Source organism: Microcystis sp. M179S2 (genome assembly GCF_020245805.1).
GTDB classification, from domain to species: Bacteria; Cyanobacteriota; Cyanobacteriia; order Cyanobacteriales; family Microcystaceae; genus Microcystis; species Microcystis aeruginosa.
The window spans coordinates 1-17,919 of the sequence record NZ_JADBUE010000369.1 but is presented as its reverse complement, the minus strand read 5'-3'; the positions used below and the strand labels follow the sequence as shown (position 1 = coordinate 17,919).

Here is a 17,919-nt window from a genome sequence, read left to right as displayed (position 1 = left end):
GTCAGTCTGTAGAGCGACCATAAGACCAGAACAGAGTAAATCTGTTAAGGCAGGTGCGGAACCCCGCAAGGGAAAGAAGCAGAAACCTAAATCGTGAGGTTTGGGAATCGCCGTCCGTTTTACGGCGGCGAGGATGTCAAATCAGCTTATCGCAGACTGACCTCTAGAGACATAGACCAGTCCTAGACTGTGGGGTGTGGGGTGTATTTTCAGTGAACAGTGAACAGTAAACAGTAATCAGTGAACTGAAAACTCACATCTGATAACTGATAACTGATAACTGATAACTGCATTTGACAGGCTGTCTGTTGATCGATCGAGAAAGTTTCCTCAGAATTGGGAGTATATGCACAAAGATACTCCTATGTCAACGGTTTTGAAAAATTTTCTTCCTCGCCTCGGTGGATTGGTTATTGTTGCACTGCTCTGCTCGCTTGTGCTGGGGGGATGGCCTCGGCTGGGAAAAGCGGCTCAATCAGTACATTTATCCTACTGGTTGCGATCGGGAATTGAACAACTAGAGGCAGGTAATTATCAGCAAGCTTTGCAGGATTTCAATCAGTCGATCGAACGGGAAAATAACTTGGCCCTAGCCTACAGTAATCGCTGTTTAACTGAGATTTATTTGCAGGATTATCTCCACGCTTGGCAAGACTGCACCCGCTCTTTACAACAGCAATCTGATAATTATCTAGCCTATTTCCATCGGGGTTTAGCTTTTTATCGTTTGGGAGATTATCCACAGGCGCTGACCGATTATAACCAGACTATCCGGTTAAAACCCACCTATTATCAAGCCTACTATAATCGGGGGTTAGTTCAGGCAGCCATGAAAAATTATCCCCTTGCCCTAGCCGATTTTAATCAATCCTTGCGTCAAATTACTAACTGGCAACCCGACACTTTAGCCACTATTTATAATGATCGAGGTTTATCTCATTTAGCCCTCCAAAATTTTACCTCAGCTAAAGCGGATTTTACTCAAGCTCTCCGGTTAAATAAAAATAACGCCTCAGCCTACTATAATCTAGCTTGTACCGCTCACCAATTAGGTGAATACGAACGCTCGATCGCTCATTTAAATCAGGCGATTGCCATCGATCCTTTTTATGCCGATGCTTATATTAGAAGGGGATTACTGCGGCATCAATTGGGTTATTATCAATCAGCTTTAGCGGATTTAAATCAAGGAGCAAATCACCTCTATCATCAGGGATTGCACCACAATTATCAGCAAATCCTCGCCCTCATCGAGCAGATCCACCAACAGTTACTTTCCCTACCATCTCCCATTGTTTAAAAGAGCGATCAATATTACAAAGGAAAGCGCTTCATGGCTGTGACGGCGAGACGGGCATTATCTTTAAGGACTGGGGAAACCCGGGGAATTTGGGGAATTTGCCAGAGAACATCGACGGTGCGCCGTAATAATCGCACTAGATCTCCCTCATCGAGGCTAGTATTTTCGCACAATTCTGGCCAGGATGTCCCCTGGGCCCAACGGGAGGCAATCCCCATCAGTTGGGTTTCTAACCAGACGGGAATAGTGATATCGTAGCGAGATTGAGCTTGATAGAGTAAACGGCGAACTTCTCGCAGACCGGGGTAATTTCCCTCTCCTTGTCGCAAAATATCGATAACTTCTGGCACAGGCGGGTAATTGCACCAAGTATCGGGGCGAGGGGGTTCCGTAATCATGGCGCTGATGGCGGCGGCTAGTTGGCTAGGAGTCAATCTGTCCAAATCTCCGGACATCATCGCTAATCCTAACCAGAGTTCATTTTCCCCGCGAATAGTGGCCGCCGCTTCTCCGAGGGGAGTGGGCAAATAACCCTCTAATGCTTGGAATTCCCGCAAAATCTCGATTAGATTCAGAAATTCTTCCCAGTAGTAGGATTTACGGGATTGTTGTTTTTGGTATTTAATCTGGGTCTTGTGTAACTTATCGCGAGCAATCTCTCGATCGTAGTATAATTTCATCAATCGCCCTGGATTTTTGCGTTTTTGCAGGGGATGAGCGGCAATTTGACTATTGACAATTTCAATTTTTTGTGCTTGTGTTGCCAGTTCCGCCACTGGTGGGATGCCCTGCACTTGTTGGGGGATTAAATCGGCGATCGCCTGAGTATTTTCCTCACCCTTGCGCCACCCCCCTAGGGAAACAGCTGCTAGGGAAGGGGGGATCAGTTCGCCTAATGCCGCAGGAGTGAGAAAACCTCGATCGATCTCGCTAATATCGGCATAGGCGGCTAAATACCAGCGATTATCACTGCCTAAACAAACAAGAGTTCGCACTTGACCAGCGCCGTGCAGGGTATTGACAAAGATAGCGGGGACGGGGACGGGGACCTTAATATGTTTGCCCTTGAGATGGAGGATAGTTCCGACGGGAATATTCGGCAATTTTAGATGTATTTCCTGTCTTTTCTGGGCCTCTGACTGACTAGCGATGATTTTATACAGTCTTTCTTCTTCCCGCAGTCTTTCCCGTAGCTTTTCGTAACTGAAGACCTGCTCCCGTTCGATACCGGCTAACTCCATATCCAACTTGGCTAATTCGGTGGTTAAGGCGGTAATCTGTTGTCGTTCGGGGCTTAACTTCAAACGAGCGAGATATTCGGCGAAACTGCGCTCTAAGAGGTCTTTGGCCTCCTCTAGACTGTGTTTTTGCAGGAGATTTAAGACCATGCCGTAACTGGGCGCAAAACAGCTTTGCAGGGGTTCCGGTTGAGCGGTGGACAGAAAAGCCGCTTCTTTTGCCCCTTCAAAGGGCGTTTGTACTGTCACCACATGGCCCACCGCGTCCATTCCCCGGCGACCCGCCCGGCCGGCAATCTGGACAAATTCCGAGGGAGTCAGCATACTATGGCCATCATCGGTGCGTTTGGAGAGGGCCGAGATAACGGTGGTGCGGGCGGGCATATTAATCCCGGCCGAGAGGGTAGCGGTGGCAAAAACCACCTTAATTAAACCGGCTTCAAAGAGTTGTTCGACTAATTCTTTCCAGAGGGGTAAAATCCCGGCATGGTGAACACCACAGCCCCGGGTGAGGGGTTCCACTTGGTCGGCCCGCACCAATTGGGAAGCACTGGCCAGGAATTCAAATAGTTGATTTTTCGTCTCGGGGTCGGCGGTTAAGAGGCTGAGGAGTTGCTCGTCAGACTGGGGGTTATTAGCGAAAAAAGCCAGTAATTTCTGGTGTAGGGGCGGATTTTCGACGGCAAAGAAGGAAAGGGTCAGTTCTTGCAGATTGGGATTATCTTCCAGGAAGAAAATGAGTAAACGGTAGTAAATGGCTCTAGCTTCTTCTGGATTAACGAGATTGAGGTTTTTTAGCTCTCGAATCGCCTGATCGCAACCTTTACGGCTGAAAATGACGTAAATAGCTGGGAGCATATCCTTGTCCCGCAGAGTGGTGACAATGGAGGCGATGGTGGGACAATCTTCTCGTTTTAAGCGTCGGGGTTTGCCGTGGCCGACTTTTGAGCGTAGTTTCGGGTTAACTTTGCTCTGTTTTGGGTCGAGCAGCGGGAATAATCCCTCTTTATTAACGAAATAAAAGCGCAGGGGGACGGGGCGAAAATCGGAGTTAATTAGCTCGCAGCTGGAGGTCTGTTTATTGTCGCCGGATTGGGGCAGTTGCCGCACCCAGTTAATCCAGTCGGTGAGTTCCCCGGGGTTGCCGATGGTGGCGGAGAGGGCGACTAATTGGATACTAGGGGGACAGTAGATAATTGATTCTTCCCAAACGGTGCCGCGACCTCGATCGCTGATATAGTGACATTCATCGAGAACCAGGGTTTCCACGTTTTCTAGGGAAGTGCCTACCTGACCGATCGGGGTTTTGTACAGCATATTGCGAAAAATTTCTGTAGTCATGACTACAATTAATGCTGAAGGATTGATCACCACATCCCCGGTAATCAATCCCACTTCGGCAAAGAGCAGCGGGGAATCCTCATCGCCATCGGTGGGGGTGCGACCGAATTTTTCTTGAAAATCCCGGAATTTTTGGTTAGAAAGAGCTTTCAGGGGAGTGGTGTAGAAAACCCGTTTGCCCCTTTCTAGGGCGCGATAGATAGCGTATTCTCCGATTAAAGTTTTGCCGGAACCCGTGGGAGCGCAGACGACCACTGATTTACCGGCAGCGAGAGCGGCGATCGCCGAGTGCTGGAAGTCGTCGAGTTTAAAGGGAAAAATGGTTTTGAGATCCAAAGAAGTAGGGTTAAGGGACTCTTTCACGTCAAGTCTAAGAGGAGAAATTTTTTTAATTGTGGCTATTCTGGCTGGCTTTTTTGATTCTAGTCGAAAAAAGCGGACTTCTAGAAACTAGGGACAAGCTTAACCTTTGGGGGTGATGCCCAATCCCATCATACTTCATTTTTATCAGAAATGCTGTAAGCTAAGAGGTATTTAAACCGCTTATTCTTAGATTAGCCGAATCTCTCCCAATCCCTTTACTGTTGACTCTTGCCTCTTGCCTCGTCTCAACAAGCAATTTAAATTACGAACAGCTTATCACTAATAATTGTATCTCTATTTTCTCCTTGACTTGATTACTTATACTGACTGATGATGATTAAATTTTCTGCTGAAGACTGTCTAGTTTTAGTTGTTGATGATGTGGGCAAAAATCTCCAATTAGCTGTGGAGATTCTTGATTCTGCTGGTTATGCCACCAGTTTTGCTAGTAGTGTTAAACAGGCAATAGAACGAGTAAAAACTGCTAATCCTGACCTAATTCTTCTTGACTTAATGATGCCATATATGGGGGGAATAGAACTTTGTCGAAGACTAAAAAATGACAATTTATACGCTCATATACCAATTATCTTTGTGACAGATAGTAAGGAAAAAGAAGATATTCTCAATGCTTTTAATTCTGGGGCTGTGGACTATGTAAATAAACCATTTCATAGTTGGGAACTGTTAGCCAGAGTTAAAATTCATCTAGAACTCAAAAAGACTCAAGAAGAACTTAAAAATATCAATTCTCAACTAGAAAAGCTAGTCAGAACTGATAGCCTAACTGGGGTAAATAATCGTCGAGAGATTCTCTACTTAGGTGAGAAAGAATTTCAACGATGTCGTCGTTATCATCGTTATTTTTCGGTTCTATTCATCGATATCGACCATTTTAAACATATTAACGATACCTTTGGTCATATCCTAGGAAACAAAACTTTAATTACTGTCGCTGGGGCAATTAAAACCTGTCTGCGTCAAGTGGATAGTTTTGGGCGCTTTGGGGGCGAGGAATTTGTCGCTATTCTCCCAGAAACTAATCTTGAAGATGCTGCTACCACAGCCCAGCGCATTTGTCAAGTAATTAACAAGTTAAATATTGAACTTGCTCAACAAAAAGTGCCAGTTACTGCTAGTATCGGTGTGGCAACATTTAGCCCTCAAGATAATAATCTAGAAGAGGTGATCGAGCGGGCTGATCATGCCATGTTCGCCGCTAAAAATCAAGGCAGAAATCGAGTTAGTCTAGGTAAAACAGTATGAAAAATTTGTTATTTATTCTTGGTTTTTTGCTCTTAGGTGTAGCCCCAAGTTTTAGCGCCGATCTCGATACAATTATACGCCGGGGAAAATTAATTGTCGCTGTCAAAAATAATCTCCCTCCCCTCGCTTTCCTTGATTCTCAGGGGAATCTGCAAGGATTGGAAATCGACATCGCTAAACGTCTAGCGTCAGAAATTCTCGGTTCTGACAGTGCTATTATTCTCAAACCCGTTAGTAATCAAGAGCGTTTACAGGTGGTTATTGATGATCGGGTGGATTTGGCGATCGCTCGTGTGGCGATTACTCCTGCACGTCAGCGCTTAGTGGATTTTAGCCCCTTTTATTACCTCGATAGCAGCGGTTTTGTGACGAAAAACCTGCTATTTCAGCGTTTAGAAGACCTAGCTAACTCTAGAATCGCCGTACTCAACGGCTCGACGACAATCGCCCTTGTGCGTTCCCATTTACCTAACGCTACCCTGCGCGGGGTTGCTTCCTATCAAGAAGCTTTAAATTTACTGGAAACGGGGGAAATAGACGCTTTTGCGGCTGATAATAGCCTTTTAACCGGTTGGGTGCAGCAATTCCCCAATTATCGTCAATTACCGATCCAGTTGGGGGCGATCGCTCTAGGAGTCGTTCTCCCTAAAGGTTTACAGTACCAAAGTCTCCGAGAACGCGTCAATCAAGCGATCGAGCGGCTAGAATCCACCGGCTGGTTAGTAGAACGGGTGAACTATTGGGGCTTACCCCTGAGAATTCGGGAAATGGGGAGATAGGGTGATGGGGTGTGGGGTGTGGGGTGTGGGGAGAAAAAAGCTGATAACTGACAACTGATAACTGACTAAATCCTGCTATAATCTGATTGAATAAGTATAAAAATATTAATTGCTCGATCGCTAATTATGGAAGATACCCTGCCGCTTATTTACGTTTCTGGATTGCTAATTTTCGTGATTGGTTTAGGAATTTTTGTCATCGTGCAAATCTTTAAAACCCGTCGAGTGGAAGGAACCTTTAACAAGCTACAAAAGAAATTGCAAAAAGAAAAAGGTACAGCTAAAGATTACTATGAATTAGGGAGTCTTTATCTCGATAAAAAACTCTATGTTCAAGCATTGAGTTTACTACAAAAGGCTTTAAAAATCTCTGAGGAAGAAAGCATCGAACCAGAAAATCAAGCTCTAATCTACAATGCGCTCGGTTTTTCCTATTTTGCCCAAGAACAATTAGAATTAGCGATTCGTAACTACAAAGAAGCAATTAAACTTTATCCCGAATACTCGATCGCTCTCAATAATCTTGGCAATGTTTACGAAAAGAAACAAATGGCTAAAAAAGCTCTCGAAACCTACGAAGAAACTCTCAAATTTGATCCTAATAATACCGTAGCGAAAAAGCGAGCCGAATCCCTGCGTAAACGCTTCGCTGAATCGAAATAGTTTTGACTACTATCAAATTCTTTTTAGAGATCGAAGAATCTTCGATCTCTTTCTTTATTTCAAGCCATAAAACAAGACAATTAAACTAGGGGTTAAAATCGTCAAAATTAAATTTAGGGGCGCACCCAAACGGGTAAAATCGAGGAATTTATAGCCGCCTGGTGCATAAACCATGGTGTTAGTTTGATAGCCAATTGGTGTGAGATAACTATTAGAAGCAGCAAAGGTGACAGCATACATAAAAGCCAAAGGATTTAAACCCAAAGTTTTCGCCACTTCCACGGCGACGGGAATCATTAAAACCACGGCGGCGTTATTAGAGAGGATTTCAGTTAAAAATGAGGTAATTAGATAGAAGAAAACTAAGATCCAAAACCCCGAAAGATGGCCGCCGATAGCCACTAAATTATCTGCCAACCATTTAGTCGTTCCCGAGTTATCCATGGCAGTACCCAGGGGAATTAAACCCGCTAATAAAAAGATAATATCCCAACGAATGGAACCATAGACTTCCCCCGGTTTTAGACAGCCAGTAATTACCATTAAAACCACCCCAACTAAACTGGTGACGAGAATCGGTTGAATATCAAAAGCAGCAATAATAATCACCAACAAAGTAATCATTAAAGCAATAATGCCCTTATCCTGTCGCAATGATTCAATTTCTTTCTCTTCTAAGACTAATAATTCTCGCGTGGTTTGTAAACCAATAAAACTCTGTTTTGGTCCTTGAACCAAGAGCAAATCGCCAAACTTTAAAGGAATTTTTCCTAATCTTCCTTGCAGTAATTCTGAACCACGCCGAATCGCTAAAACCGTTGCGTTATAACGCTGACGGAATTTCAAATCTTTTAAAGTTGTCCCAATTAAACGGGAATTAGAGAGAATCAAAACCTCGGCTAATTTTTCCTCACCTGTAGTAATTGTCGATTCAATATCTCCTTTCTGAAATTTGACATCGGCAAAGATTTCTAAGCCTCGTTCATCTTTAATTTTTAATAGTTCTTCCCGACTACTGTGAACGATTAAAATATCGCCAGCATTGAGAACTTTATCAGCTAAAGGTTGGGATAAATGTACCTTATTTCTGATTAATTCCAACACATCAAAATTAAACTTTCTTTGTAGTCCACTTTGGTATAAAGTTTGACCGATAAGATTAGAACGAGGGGTAATAATTACCTCACTCAGATATACTTTAGAACCATAATCATCCTCTAAAAATTCCCCGGTGGAAGATTTGCGATCGGGTAGTAATTTTGGGGCAAAAATTGTTAAATAAATCAAACCTGCCAAAAAAGTGACTAATCCTAAAGCAGTGAATTGAAATAAGCTAAATTCCCCATAACCCAGCTTGGCAGAAATACCACTAGCGAGAATGTTAGTAGAAGTCCCCACCACGGTAATCATCCCCGCTAAAACCGTCGCGTAGGAAAGGGGAATTAATAACTTAGAAGGAGAAATTTTTTGTTTTTTACACCAATCTTCGACGATGGGTAAAAAGATCGCCACCACTGCCGTGTTATTAATAAAAGCACTAATTGGCCCCACTAATGCCCCTAAGACAAATACCTGTTGGTGGGGATTTTTGCCCCCCCAAACCAGCAAGCGATCGCGAATTACTTGAATCACTCCCGTGCGGGTAATTCCAGCACTAAGTACAAACATCGCCATCACCGTCACCGTAGCAGAACTACTAAATCCGGCGATACCTTCTTCGGGAGTAACTAAACCCAAAAGAATCAGGACAATCGCCACGCATAAAGCGGTTAAATCTACCGGTAGCCATTCCGCCACGAAAGCGACTAAAGCAACGACTAAAACCGTTAAAGTCAGAATAATTGGTGTTGGCATTGATTTATTTTTTCGTCATGAACCAGCGAATAAATAACTTCTCCAACTCGATCCAAACAAACATTAAGGCACTAAATCCAAAACAGATTAATAATTCTGTGCCACTAATCCATTGAGTGCCGAAGAAGCTTTGTAGAGGAGGAGCATAAATTAACAACAATTGTAGGATCGTTGTCAAGCCCACGGCGGCGATAATGTAAGGATTAGAGAAGGGATTCATTTGCACAGCTAACTGGGTATGGGAACGCACCGCCAAAGCATGACCCATTTGTGCTAAACAGAGGGTAGTAAATACCATGGTTTTCCAGCGTCCGGGATCTCCGATTTCGGGGGTTGCCTGAGTATATTGGTAAGCCCAAGCCATCATAATAATGGTGAGAATGGCAAAGACGATGCCGATGCGAATCATATACCAACCCAAACCGCGAGCAAAAATGCTTTCCCGGGGGCTAAAAGGTGGACGTTTCATCACATTAGGTTCGGCGGGTTCCATTGCCAGAGCAAGAGCCGGTAAACCGTCGGTGACAAGGTTCATCCAGAGGATTTGCAAGGGAGAAAGGGGTACACCGCCTAAACCGAGCAGAGGAGCCGCTGCAATCGTTAAAACCTCGCCAATATTACTGCCGAGAATGTATTTAATAAAGCGCCGAATGTTACTGTAAACCACGCGCCCTTCTTCGGTGGCGGCGACGATGGTGGCAAAATTATCATCTAGCAAAATCATATCACTGGCTTCTTTGCTGACATCGGTTCCAGTAATGCCCATGGCGATACCGATATCCGCTTGTTTTAGTGCCGGAGCATCGTTCACCCCGTCCCCCGTCATGGCGACGAATTTGCCCCGTTTTTGCAAAGCTTGGACGATTCTCAGCTTATGTTCGGGAGAAACGCGAGCATAGACGCTAACACCATCTACCTCTCCCTCTAGGTCATTCTGAGACATTTTTTCTAATTCTTTACCCGTGATTACTCGCTCCCCGGGGGCAGCAATGCCTAATTCAATGGCGATCGCCTTGGCCGTTAATTGGTGATCTCCGGTAATCATAATCGGACGAATTCCCGCTTGACGACAGAGGGCAACCGCTTCTTTAACTTCTTTGCGGGGTGCATCGAGCATTCCCACCAATCCCAACCAAACCAGGGATTGTTCCTCACTATCTTCTCTTTCCGCTTCTGGCACTTCTGTCATCGGTTTATAGGAAAAACCTAAAACTCGTAGGCCATTACCCGCCATTTCGTCATTTTGTGCCAAAATACGGCTTCTTTGTTCAGGTGTTAAGGGTTGACTTTCCGCCCCAACTTGGATCAGAGAACAACGTTCGAGAATTAATTCCGGTGATCCTTTGGTAAACATTAAATAGGCAGAATCCCCCAAACCTAACTGGGCATTCTCACAGATTACTGACATTCTCTTTCTTTCGGAAGAAAAGGGAAATTCGCCTAAACGAGGGCTTTGTGGTGCCAATGCTTCCCGATATAGTCCTCCTTTACCCGCTAACGTCAGTAAAGCTCCTTCGGTGGGATCGCCTAAAATTGACCATTCTTGAGCTTGATTCTGCAAAAGTGCATCATTACACAGCACACAAGCCGTTAAAATTGCCTGTAGTTCGGGATCACTTTCACTAGCACCATTAAACTCACCGATGGGCGCGTAACCTTCCCCCGTGACAGTAATTGTCTGCTCGGAGGTATTAACTTTCTGCACCACCATTTTATTTTGAGTTAAAGTTCCGGTTTTATCGGAGCAAATCGTCGTTACCGAGCCTAAGGTTTCCACTGCCGGCAATTTACGAATTAAAGCTTGTCTTCTCACCATTCTTTGGGTTCCAATTGCCAATGTCACCGTTACCACTGCCGGTAAACCTTCGGGAACAACGGCCACAGCCATACTGAGGGAAGTTTCGAGGAATGATTCAAAAAACCGCCAACCAAAGCGAATTACGCCCCCAAGCACGACTACAGCCACTAAAGCTAGGGAACTACTCACTAAAACGTTACCTAACTGCGACATTCGCTGCTGTAGGGGAGTTGGTTCACTTTCTACTCCTTGCAACATGGCGGCGATTTTACCGATTTCCGTATCCATTCCCGTCTTGGTAATCGCCACTTTCCCGCGCCCCTGTACTACTTCCGTACCCTGATAGACGAGGTTAATGCGATCGCCCAAAGAGGCATCTTCTGGTAAAACCTTCTGTGCTTGTTTATTCACCGATTCCGCTTCACCCGTTAAGGCAGCTTCCCGGATTTGCAGGTTTTGTGCTTCTAATAATCTGCCATCGGCGGCAATTTGTACCCCCGCTTCTAGTAACATGATATCCCCGGGGACAAGTTCCTTGGCTGTCACTTCAAAGGTGCTACCATTACGAATAACTCTAACTTTGGGCGAGGATAACTGCTTAAGGGCTGCTAATGCCTTTTCTGCCCGACTTTCCTGTAAATATCCTAAAATACCGTTTAAAATAACAATTGTAAAAATAGCGATTGCGTCTTTGGGAAATTCCCCTTTTTTCAGGTCCAAAACTGCCGAAACCACCGCCACGGCGATCAGCATCACTAACATAATGTTAGTAAACTGTTCCGATAAAATCATTAACGGGCTACGTCCCCCCGTTTCTTTTAGTTCATTTAATCCGAAAATATCCTTTCTTTTAACAATTTCAGCCTCGATTAAGCCGGTTTCCCCATTGGTTCTCAGTATTTCTAGGGTTTGTTCCCCAGTTAAATTATGCCAAGCACGATTATTCTCTATTTCCGAGACTTGAGGTGACGTAGTGGGAAAAGTCATAGCGATCGATTGAAGAGGGTGTACGCGTGAACTAAAAAGGTAAGCGAATTAAGCTAATTACATATCACAATATCAGTTATCAGGGAGCATTGGGGAGAGGGTAGTGGGGTAGTGGGGTGTAGGGAAATGGGGAGACCACTTCGTGCGCGTTGCGGGGGGGAGTGGGGAGATGGGGAAGCTATCTCATCACCCTATCACCCCAAAACCCTATAACCCCATAACCCTATCACCTGTCTCCTGTCTCGGAGTCTCCTGACTTCTCGATAAGCTGAAAAAAATGTAACGAAATGTGAAGTATAATAGCGAATGTGATAAAGACAAGACATTAGAGAGTAGATAGGAAACGATGCGAGTTGCGATCGCTGGTGCGGGACTAGCCGGATTATCTTGTGCGAAATACCTTGTCGATGCGGGACATACGCCCATCGTACTGGAACGTCGCGATGTATTAGGGGGAAAAATTGCCGCTTGGAAAGATGCCGATGGGGACTGGTACGAAACCGGTTTACATATCTTCTTTGGCGCTTATCCCAATATGCTGCAATTATTCCAAGAATTAGGCATAGAAGATCGCCTACAGTGGAAAGAACACTCGATGATCTTCAATCAGCCGGAAAAACCAGGGACCTATTCGCGGTTTGACTTCCCAGATATTCCCGCCCCAATTAACGGTATTGTTGCCATTCTTCGCAATAATGATATGTTAACTTGGGAGGAAAAAATTAAATTTGGACTCGGTTTAATTCCTGCCATTATTAAAGGCCAAAGTTACGTCGAGGAGATGGATAAATATTCTTGGTCGGAATGGTTAGAGAAACAAAACATACCGCCTAGGGTAGAAAAAGAAGTGTTTATCGCTATGTCGAAAGCCCTAAACTTTATCGATCCTAACGAGATTTCCGCCACGATTCTACTAACGGCCCTCAACCGCTTTTTACAGGAGAAAAACGGCTCAAAAATGGCTTTTCTCGACGGTTCACCCCCGGAAAGACTCTGCCAACCTTTAGTCGATTACATCACCGCTAGAGGTGGAGAAGTGCGCTTAAATGCCCCTTTAAAAGAAATTCTGTTAAATGAAAATGGCACAGTTAAAGCCTTCTTAATGCGCGGTTTAGACGGTGGGGAAGATTATCTTTTTGAAGCCGATCTTTATGTGTCTGCGATGCCGGTAGATCCTTTAAAAGTTTTACTACCTAAACCTTGGCAAGAAGATAAATTCTTTCAAAAATTAGAAGGATTAGAAGGGGTTCCCGTCATTAATTTACACCTCTGGTTTGATCGCAAACTAACCGACATCGATCATTTATTATTCTCCCGTTCGCCCTTACTCAGTGTTTATGCTGATATGAGCAACACCTGTAAAGAATACGCTAACCCCGATCGCTCGATGTTAGAATTAGTTCTCGCTCCCGCTCAGGATTGGATTAGCAAATCCGATGAAGAAATTATCGCCGCCACGATGAAAGAACTAGAAAAACTCTTTCCCCAACATTTTACTGGCGATAATCCCAGTCAATTGTTAAAATATCATCTGGTGAAAACTCCCCGATCAGTTTATAAAGCCACCCCTGGCCGACAAGCTTATCGACCTTCTCAAAAAACTCCGATCGAGAATTTTTATCTCGCCGGTGACTATACCATGCAAAAATATTTAGGAAGCATGGAAGGAGCCGTTTTATCAGGGAAATTAGCGGCAGCAGTGATCAGCAAAGATCACCCCGCAGCACCGCTAAACCCGAATAAAACCCAATCTATACCAGTGTCCAGCGCTCGTTAATTCTCTGGCTAGGGACTAATGACGAAAATGGCCTTGAGTGAGACAATGCTATATCATTAGCCACAGTTCGCCGTTAATCTAAGTCAATCATTCCGCCCCAGCAGAATGCTCCAATTGCCAAAACCGACCCACCCCACCAAACCCCTCGTCTCCCTTGCGGAGTCCTACGAACTCTGTCGCCGGATTACAGAGAAGTATTCCAAAACGTTTTATCTCGGTACTCTCCTGATGCCGAAAGCAAAACGTCAAGCGATCTGGGCAATTTATGTCTGGTGTCGTCGTACCGATGAACTGGTCGATGGACCCCAAGCCCGGTTAACTACACCTGAAACCCTTGATTTATGGGAAAAACAGCTAGAAACCGTCTTTTCTGGGGTTGCCCTCGAGGATGCCGATGTCGCTCTCGTGGATACTCTAGAAAAGTTCCCCATGGATATCCAACCCTTTCGGGATATGATCGCCGGGCAACAGATGGATCTCTATCGCAGTCGTTATCAAACCTTTGATGAACTAAAACTGTACTGCTATCGGGTGGCGGGGACGGTGGGGTTAATGTCCAGCGCGGTGTTAGGATTGGAAGATGACGATCGCTCGGCCCCTTGGCGGCGCAATCAAAGCGTCTATATCCCTCAAGAAGAAGCGATCAATCTCGGTATTGCCAATCAATTAACCAATATTTTGCGGGATGTGGGGGAAGATGTCCATCGTGGCCGGATTTATCTACCTTTAGAGGATTTAGAGCTTTTTAACTACAGCGAAGACGATTTACTGAAAGGGGTTAATGATCACCGTTGGCAGGCGTTAATGCGCTTCCAAATTGAGCGCGCTCGTTATTACTACGATTCCGCCGAAAGGGGGATTCGCGCCCTTAATCCCGATTCCCGTTGGCCGGTTTGGGCGGCTTTACTGCTTTATCAAGGCATTTTAGACGTAATTGAAGCAAATAACTACGATGTCTTCGCCCGTCGTGCCTTCGTGCCTTTACCCAAGAAAATGCTCTATTTACCCGTGGCTTGGTTGCGATCGCAAGCGTTATAAAAATTCGACGGGTTTTGCTGCTTGCCGACTCCACCCGTCGAGTCTCAACTATTAAGTTTTCCCAATTCACCTGCTTAACTTGGGTTTGGTTTTTCAGCGTGATTTAGGAGTCACCAACCAGAAAGGTCCAGTTTCCGTGCAGGGAACATCTCGTTCGGTTTCGTAAACCACAAGACCCTCTTGCCGATCCAAAACTAACGCTTCTCCTAGACGGACGTAGGATATAAACGGGACAAGATAGCGGACGACAGGCTCATCGCTACAGGACGGCAACACCCGATCGTTAAAATACTCGTATCCCACATCCTCGACGCTTTCATAGTAGCGGATGCTGAGATCATCGATCGCTTTCCCCGGAAAACGTTCTTGGATAGCTGACCGGAGAAATTCTGGCAGCGGTCGATCGGGCGATAATAATGTTCCAGATTTCATGGCTTTTCCCCCTAAAACTAAAGGAAGCGGGAAACTCTGACAAATGCCTCCCCTATCGGGACTATTCACTTCCGCTCCCCACCCCGGCAATTTTTTACTAGGGATGGAAGCCAGCGCAGGGAGTCCCTTTGTATTTATTGTAACAAATTTCCCCGCAAAGGTTCGGGGTGATACCGTGAGAACAGGTTCTCTTGATTTTTCGTTACAAGGATTGACAAATTTATCCTTTTATTTTAGCTATAATAATAATGGCGTTGCTTAATCGAGGTATGAATACTATAGCGTTTCTCACGCCTGTGTGGCACAGCTAAACCTTTGCTGATTAAGCTTTTCAACATCGATAATGTACCTCTTGCAAACAGGAAACGCTATAATTTTGCACCTATCCACAAGTTAGCTTAGTCCGAGGTTTTAAAAATTGCCGAGAGGACAATTCATACTTAAAATCGGCAACGCCTCCTCCCAATACTGATTTTCAATAATCTTTTCTTAAGGAGTTTATTTCTCATGACACATCAACATATCCTTCTCAAACTCAATGATGGAATTTCCGATACTACACCAGAAGTCGTTAACGAAGTCAAACGTCTGCAGCAAACCCTAAAAGATTGGGGAACTTTAGCGGCAAACGAATCAATAGATGGAAAGTTCGGACCTAAAACTGACGAAGCCGTTAAGCGTTTTCAAGGGAAACACTCTCTCACACAGGATGGTATAGTGGGTCGAAATACCTGGGCGGCACTCTTGAAAGTGCCACTATCAGAAATAGATATTATCCCTCGCCCCAGTGGTGGCCCAGGTCAGGGGAATTCACCATTTTCAGGAAATAAAGGGATAATTCACAATGAACTGATAAGTCATGGATTTTCTCCTGTACAATGTGCAGCAATTTTAGGGTGCTGGCAGCAAGAATCTTCGTTTAATCCACGCGCAGAGGAAGGCCCGCCACCAAAGGGATTAGGATTAGCTCAATGGAGTTTTGACCGACGGAAACTTGTACCTGCATTCACGAATAGTGTGGCTACTGACATTCACAATCAAGTCAATCTTTTCGTTCAGGAATTAAATACTACAGAAAAAAAAGCTGGACATATTTTACGTTCTGCCACAACTCTAGCACAAGCAATGCAAGGAATGAAAGAGTATGAGCGATTCGGAATTGCGGGAAATCGCGAAAAGTTCGCAAAACAAATCTTAAAGGAACTCACATAGTCATCAGTAAGCGATGCTCGGTTTTTGAAGTTCTCTAGATTTGCTCTGCTGACAAAACTATAGGAGAGGGAAATAATAGTGTGTAGTTTACTAAGAAATTAACTCTAGTTCTAACAAAGTTATTATAATCATCTCCTGATAAGCGAAAAGTCAGACTATTACCATAATATGAAATTAACGTTGCCTGATGTGAAATCAACATTCCCTTTAACGGCAATTCTCATTTTTTTGAGTGTTCCGACCTTTTCCCTCAAATCACAAGCTGCACCTCCACCTACTAAAGTAGGACAGTGTAGCAACACTTTTGTTTCTAAGGTAATGACTAGATTACAAGATGCAGTTACCAAGAAACCGATCTTGGGTTCGGGAACATCAATTGAATTTACTAACGGTATCTATCTGGTTTCTTATGATACGGTTCCTAAAGCTGAATCTTCTAAGCCCAGAGATCCAGTAAAATTGTGTTTAATTTCAATTCCGAAAAACTGCCCTCCCGGTGACAATCGAGGAAAAGTTTATACTGTAACTAACCTCAGAACAAAAAAAACATTCACGCTTCCAGATTCTCAGCATAGTTGTGGAGGAGCATAAACAGGTTTATTTTTCAATCCTCTAAACTATTCTAATTTTAACTTACTCTAACAAGGAGAACAAAAAAATGCCTTTTACTGCCAAAGTGATTACAACTAATGAATGGGGATCAAGACCAGCCGGTCTTTTTGATAAAACAGTGCCTAAATTTATCGTGATTCACCATACCGATAATCAGAATCCCCCTAACGATGCCTCAAAGGGAACAATAGATGGAGCTAAACAATTAGCTCGTGATATTCAAAAATTTCACATGGATAATAGAGGCTGGAGTGATTCTGGACATAATTTTCTGAATACAACTGGAGGAATTCTTCTAGAAGGAAGACATGGAACTCTTGATGCAGTTAAACAAGGAATGTGCGTTCAATCTGCCCATGCTCGCCAAGACGGAAACCGACTTGCTGGCGGTAATAAGTCTCCTGGAATTGAAAATGAAGGCAACTTCATGACTTTTAAAATGGGACAAAAACAGTGGGATAGTTTAGTAGAATTATGCGTTTCTTTATGTAGCTCTTGCAACATTAGCCCTAAGAATATTCGAGGACATCGAGAGTTTAGTAATACTGATTGTCCGGGGGATTGGTTATTTAGTCAATTACCTCGTTTACGACAGGAAGTTGCTAATAAATTAGGTAGCACAGTTGAAGAAGATGAACCCTTACTTAAACTAGGTTCAATTGGTCAAGATGTTATTGAACTTCAACAAAAACTAACAGATAAAGGCTTTTCTCCGGGGGCAATAGATGGAGATTTTGGAGAAAATACCAAGCAAGCTGTTATTGCCTTTCAACTTTCTGTTGGACTAACTGCTGATGGTATTGTTGGACCTCGTACTCGCAAGGCTTTAGGTTTATAGGCTTAATTTAATGTGTAATTAATTCTATCGAGGTACTTATGAGTAGAAAATTTATCGCCTGTAAAGAACAAGTCTTCAATCGTGGAGTACCCCCCGATTCGTTTCTGAATGAATTGATCGATTGGGCCAAGCAAGCTCCAGATGAGATCTTCACGCCGAATGACAAACACGACATTTACTCCAACCTCAAACCAGAACTCGGACTTTGGCAAGGTATCCTACACCGCAAGGCAGTCATGCTGGAGGTACTGAGGGTGCTTGGCGGCTTCGAGAGTTCATCGAAAATTTGGGTCTGAAACCCCGTCGTTCTACGACGGCTTTACTGTTAAATATTAGCACATTTACGAAATATATGCTAAAATGTGAGGTATGGAAAAAGCCTATTCGTTTCGATTTTACCCCACACCCGAACAAGAGTCGC

Annotated in this window: 15 protein-coding genes; 11 read left to right on the top strand and 4 right to left on the bottom strand. The window is 44.2% G+C overall.

Annotated features, from left to right (window positions below; genetic code table 11):
* Window positions 1-346 precede the first annotated feature (346 nt).
* Complete coding sequence (locus IM500_RS23110; RefSeq protein ID WP_190719974.1) at window positions 347-1,300, top strand: tetratricopeptide repeat protein; 954 nt, start codon at window positions 347-349, stop codon at window positions 1,298-1,300.
* A 14-nt stretch (window positions 1,301-1,314) separates the two neighbouring features.
* Here IM500_RS23110 and IM500_RS23105 read toward each other — a convergent pair whose 3' ends face one another.
* Window positions 1,315-4,242: a DEAD/DEAH box helicase gene (locus tag IM500_RS23105; RefSeq protein ID WP_287739614.1), complete on the bottom strand. Its 2,928-nt coding sequence runs from the start codon at window positions 4,240-4,242 to the stop codon at window positions 1,315-1,317.
* A 333-nt stretch (window positions 4,243-4,575) separates the two neighbouring features.
* On the opposite strand from IM500_RS23105, the gene IM500_RS23100 reads away from it, so the two are divergent.
* The 3 genes from IM500_RS23100 (at window position 4,576) to IM500_RS23090 (ending at window position 6,950) form a co-directional block, all read left to right on the top strand.
* Complete coding sequence (locus IM500_RS23100) at window positions 4,576-5,508, top strand: GGDEF domain-containing response regulator (protein ID WP_190719980.1); 933 nt, start codon at window positions 4,576-4,578, stop codon at window positions 5,506-5,508.
* Entirely contained in the window at window positions 5,505-6,287 is a 783-nt protein-coding gene (locus IM500_RS23095) for a transporter substrate-binding domain-containing protein (protein ID WP_190719983.1), read from the top strand. Before IM500_RS23100 ends, IM500_RS23095 begins: the two co-directional genes overlap by 4 nt.
* Window positions 6,288-6,413: 126 nt before the next feature.
* Window positions 6,414-6,950 carry a tetratricopeptide repeat protein gene (locus IM500_RS23090; protein WP_147071449.1) on the top strand — a complete coding sequence of 179 codons (537 nt, stop codon included), beginning with the start codon at window positions 6,414-6,416 and terminating at the stop codon, window positions 6,948-6,950.
* Window positions 6,951-7,004: 54 nt separating this feature from the next.
* Here the strand turns inward: IM500_RS23090 and IM500_RS23085 are convergent, their stop codons facing one another.
* Window positions 7,005-8,804 carry an SLC13 family permease gene (locus IM500_RS23085; RefSeq protein WP_287739613.1) on the bottom strand — a complete coding sequence of 600 codons (1,800 nt, stop codon included), beginning with the start codon at window positions 8,802-8,804 and terminating at the stop codon, window positions 7,005-7,007.
* 4 nt (window positions 8,805-8,808) lie between these two features.
* A complete protein-coding gene (locus tag IM500_RS23080; protein ID WP_287739612.1) occupies window positions 8,809-11,589 on the bottom strand; it encodes a cation-translocating P-type ATPase in 2,781 nt (926 codons plus the stop codon).
* Between the two features lie 346 nt (window positions 11,590-11,935).
* Here IM500_RS23080 and pds point away from each other — a divergent pair, with 346 nt between their 5' ends.
* Window positions 11,936-13,366 (top strand): 15-cis-phytoene desaturase, encoded by a 1,431-nt coding sequence (gene pds / locus IM500_RS23075; RefSeq protein WP_190719991.1) that lies wholly within the window; start codon window positions 11,936-11,938, stop codon window positions 13,364-13,366.
* Window positions 13,367-13,471: 105 nt separating this feature from the next.
* The gene (gene crtB, locus IM500_RS23070; protein ID WP_190719994.1) at window positions 13,472-14,404 is read left to right on the top strand and encodes a 15-cis-phytoene synthase CrtB; all 933 of its coding nucleotides are present in this window, start codon (window positions 13,472-13,474) and stop codon (window positions 14,402-14,404) included.
* A gap of 93 nt (window positions 14,405-14,497) precedes the next feature.
* On the opposite strand, the gene IM500_RS23065 is transcribed toward crtB, so the two are convergent.
* Window positions 14,498-14,974: a hypothetical protein gene (locus IM500_RS23065; protein WP_190720034.1), complete on the bottom strand. Its 477-nt coding sequence runs from the start codon at window positions 14,972-14,974 to the stop codon at window positions 14,498-14,500.
* A 369-nt stretch (window positions 14,975-15,343) separates the two neighbouring features.
* Between IM500_RS23065 and IM500_RS23060 the strand changes: the two genes are divergently transcribed.
* The 5 genes from IM500_RS23060 to IM500_RS24650 all read left to right on the top strand — a co-directional run.
* Window positions 15,344-16,048, top strand: coding sequence for a phage tail tip lysozyme (locus tag IM500_RS23060; RefSeq protein WP_287739610.1), 705 nt, complete (start codon window positions 15,344-15,346; stop codon window positions 16,046-16,048).
* Between the two features lie 168 nt (window positions 16,049-16,216).
* Window positions 16,217-16,639 carry a hypothetical protein gene (locus tag IM500_RS23055; RefSeq protein WP_287739609.1) on the top strand — a complete coding sequence of 141 codons (423 nt, stop codon included), beginning with the start codon at window positions 16,217-16,219 and terminating at the stop codon, window positions 16,637-16,639.
* Between the two features lie 67 nt (window positions 16,640-16,706).
* Window positions 16,707-17,498: a peptidoglycan recognition protein family protein gene (locus IM500_RS23050; RefSeq protein ID WP_287739608.1), complete on the top strand. Its 792-nt coding sequence runs from the start codon at window positions 16,707-16,709 to the stop codon at window positions 17,496-17,498.
* A 38-nt stretch (window positions 17,499-17,536) separates the two neighbouring features.
* A complete protein-coding gene (locus IM500_RS23045; protein WP_287739607.1) occupies window positions 17,537-17,794 on the top strand; it encodes a hypothetical protein in 258 nt (85 codons plus the stop codon).
* Window positions 17,795-17,867: 73 nt separating this feature from the next.
* Window positions 17,868-17,919, top strand: a 52-nt coding sequence (locus tag IM500_RS24650) for a helix-turn-helix domain-containing protein (RefSeq protein WP_353737396.1), incomplete at its 3' end; no start/stop codon positions are given.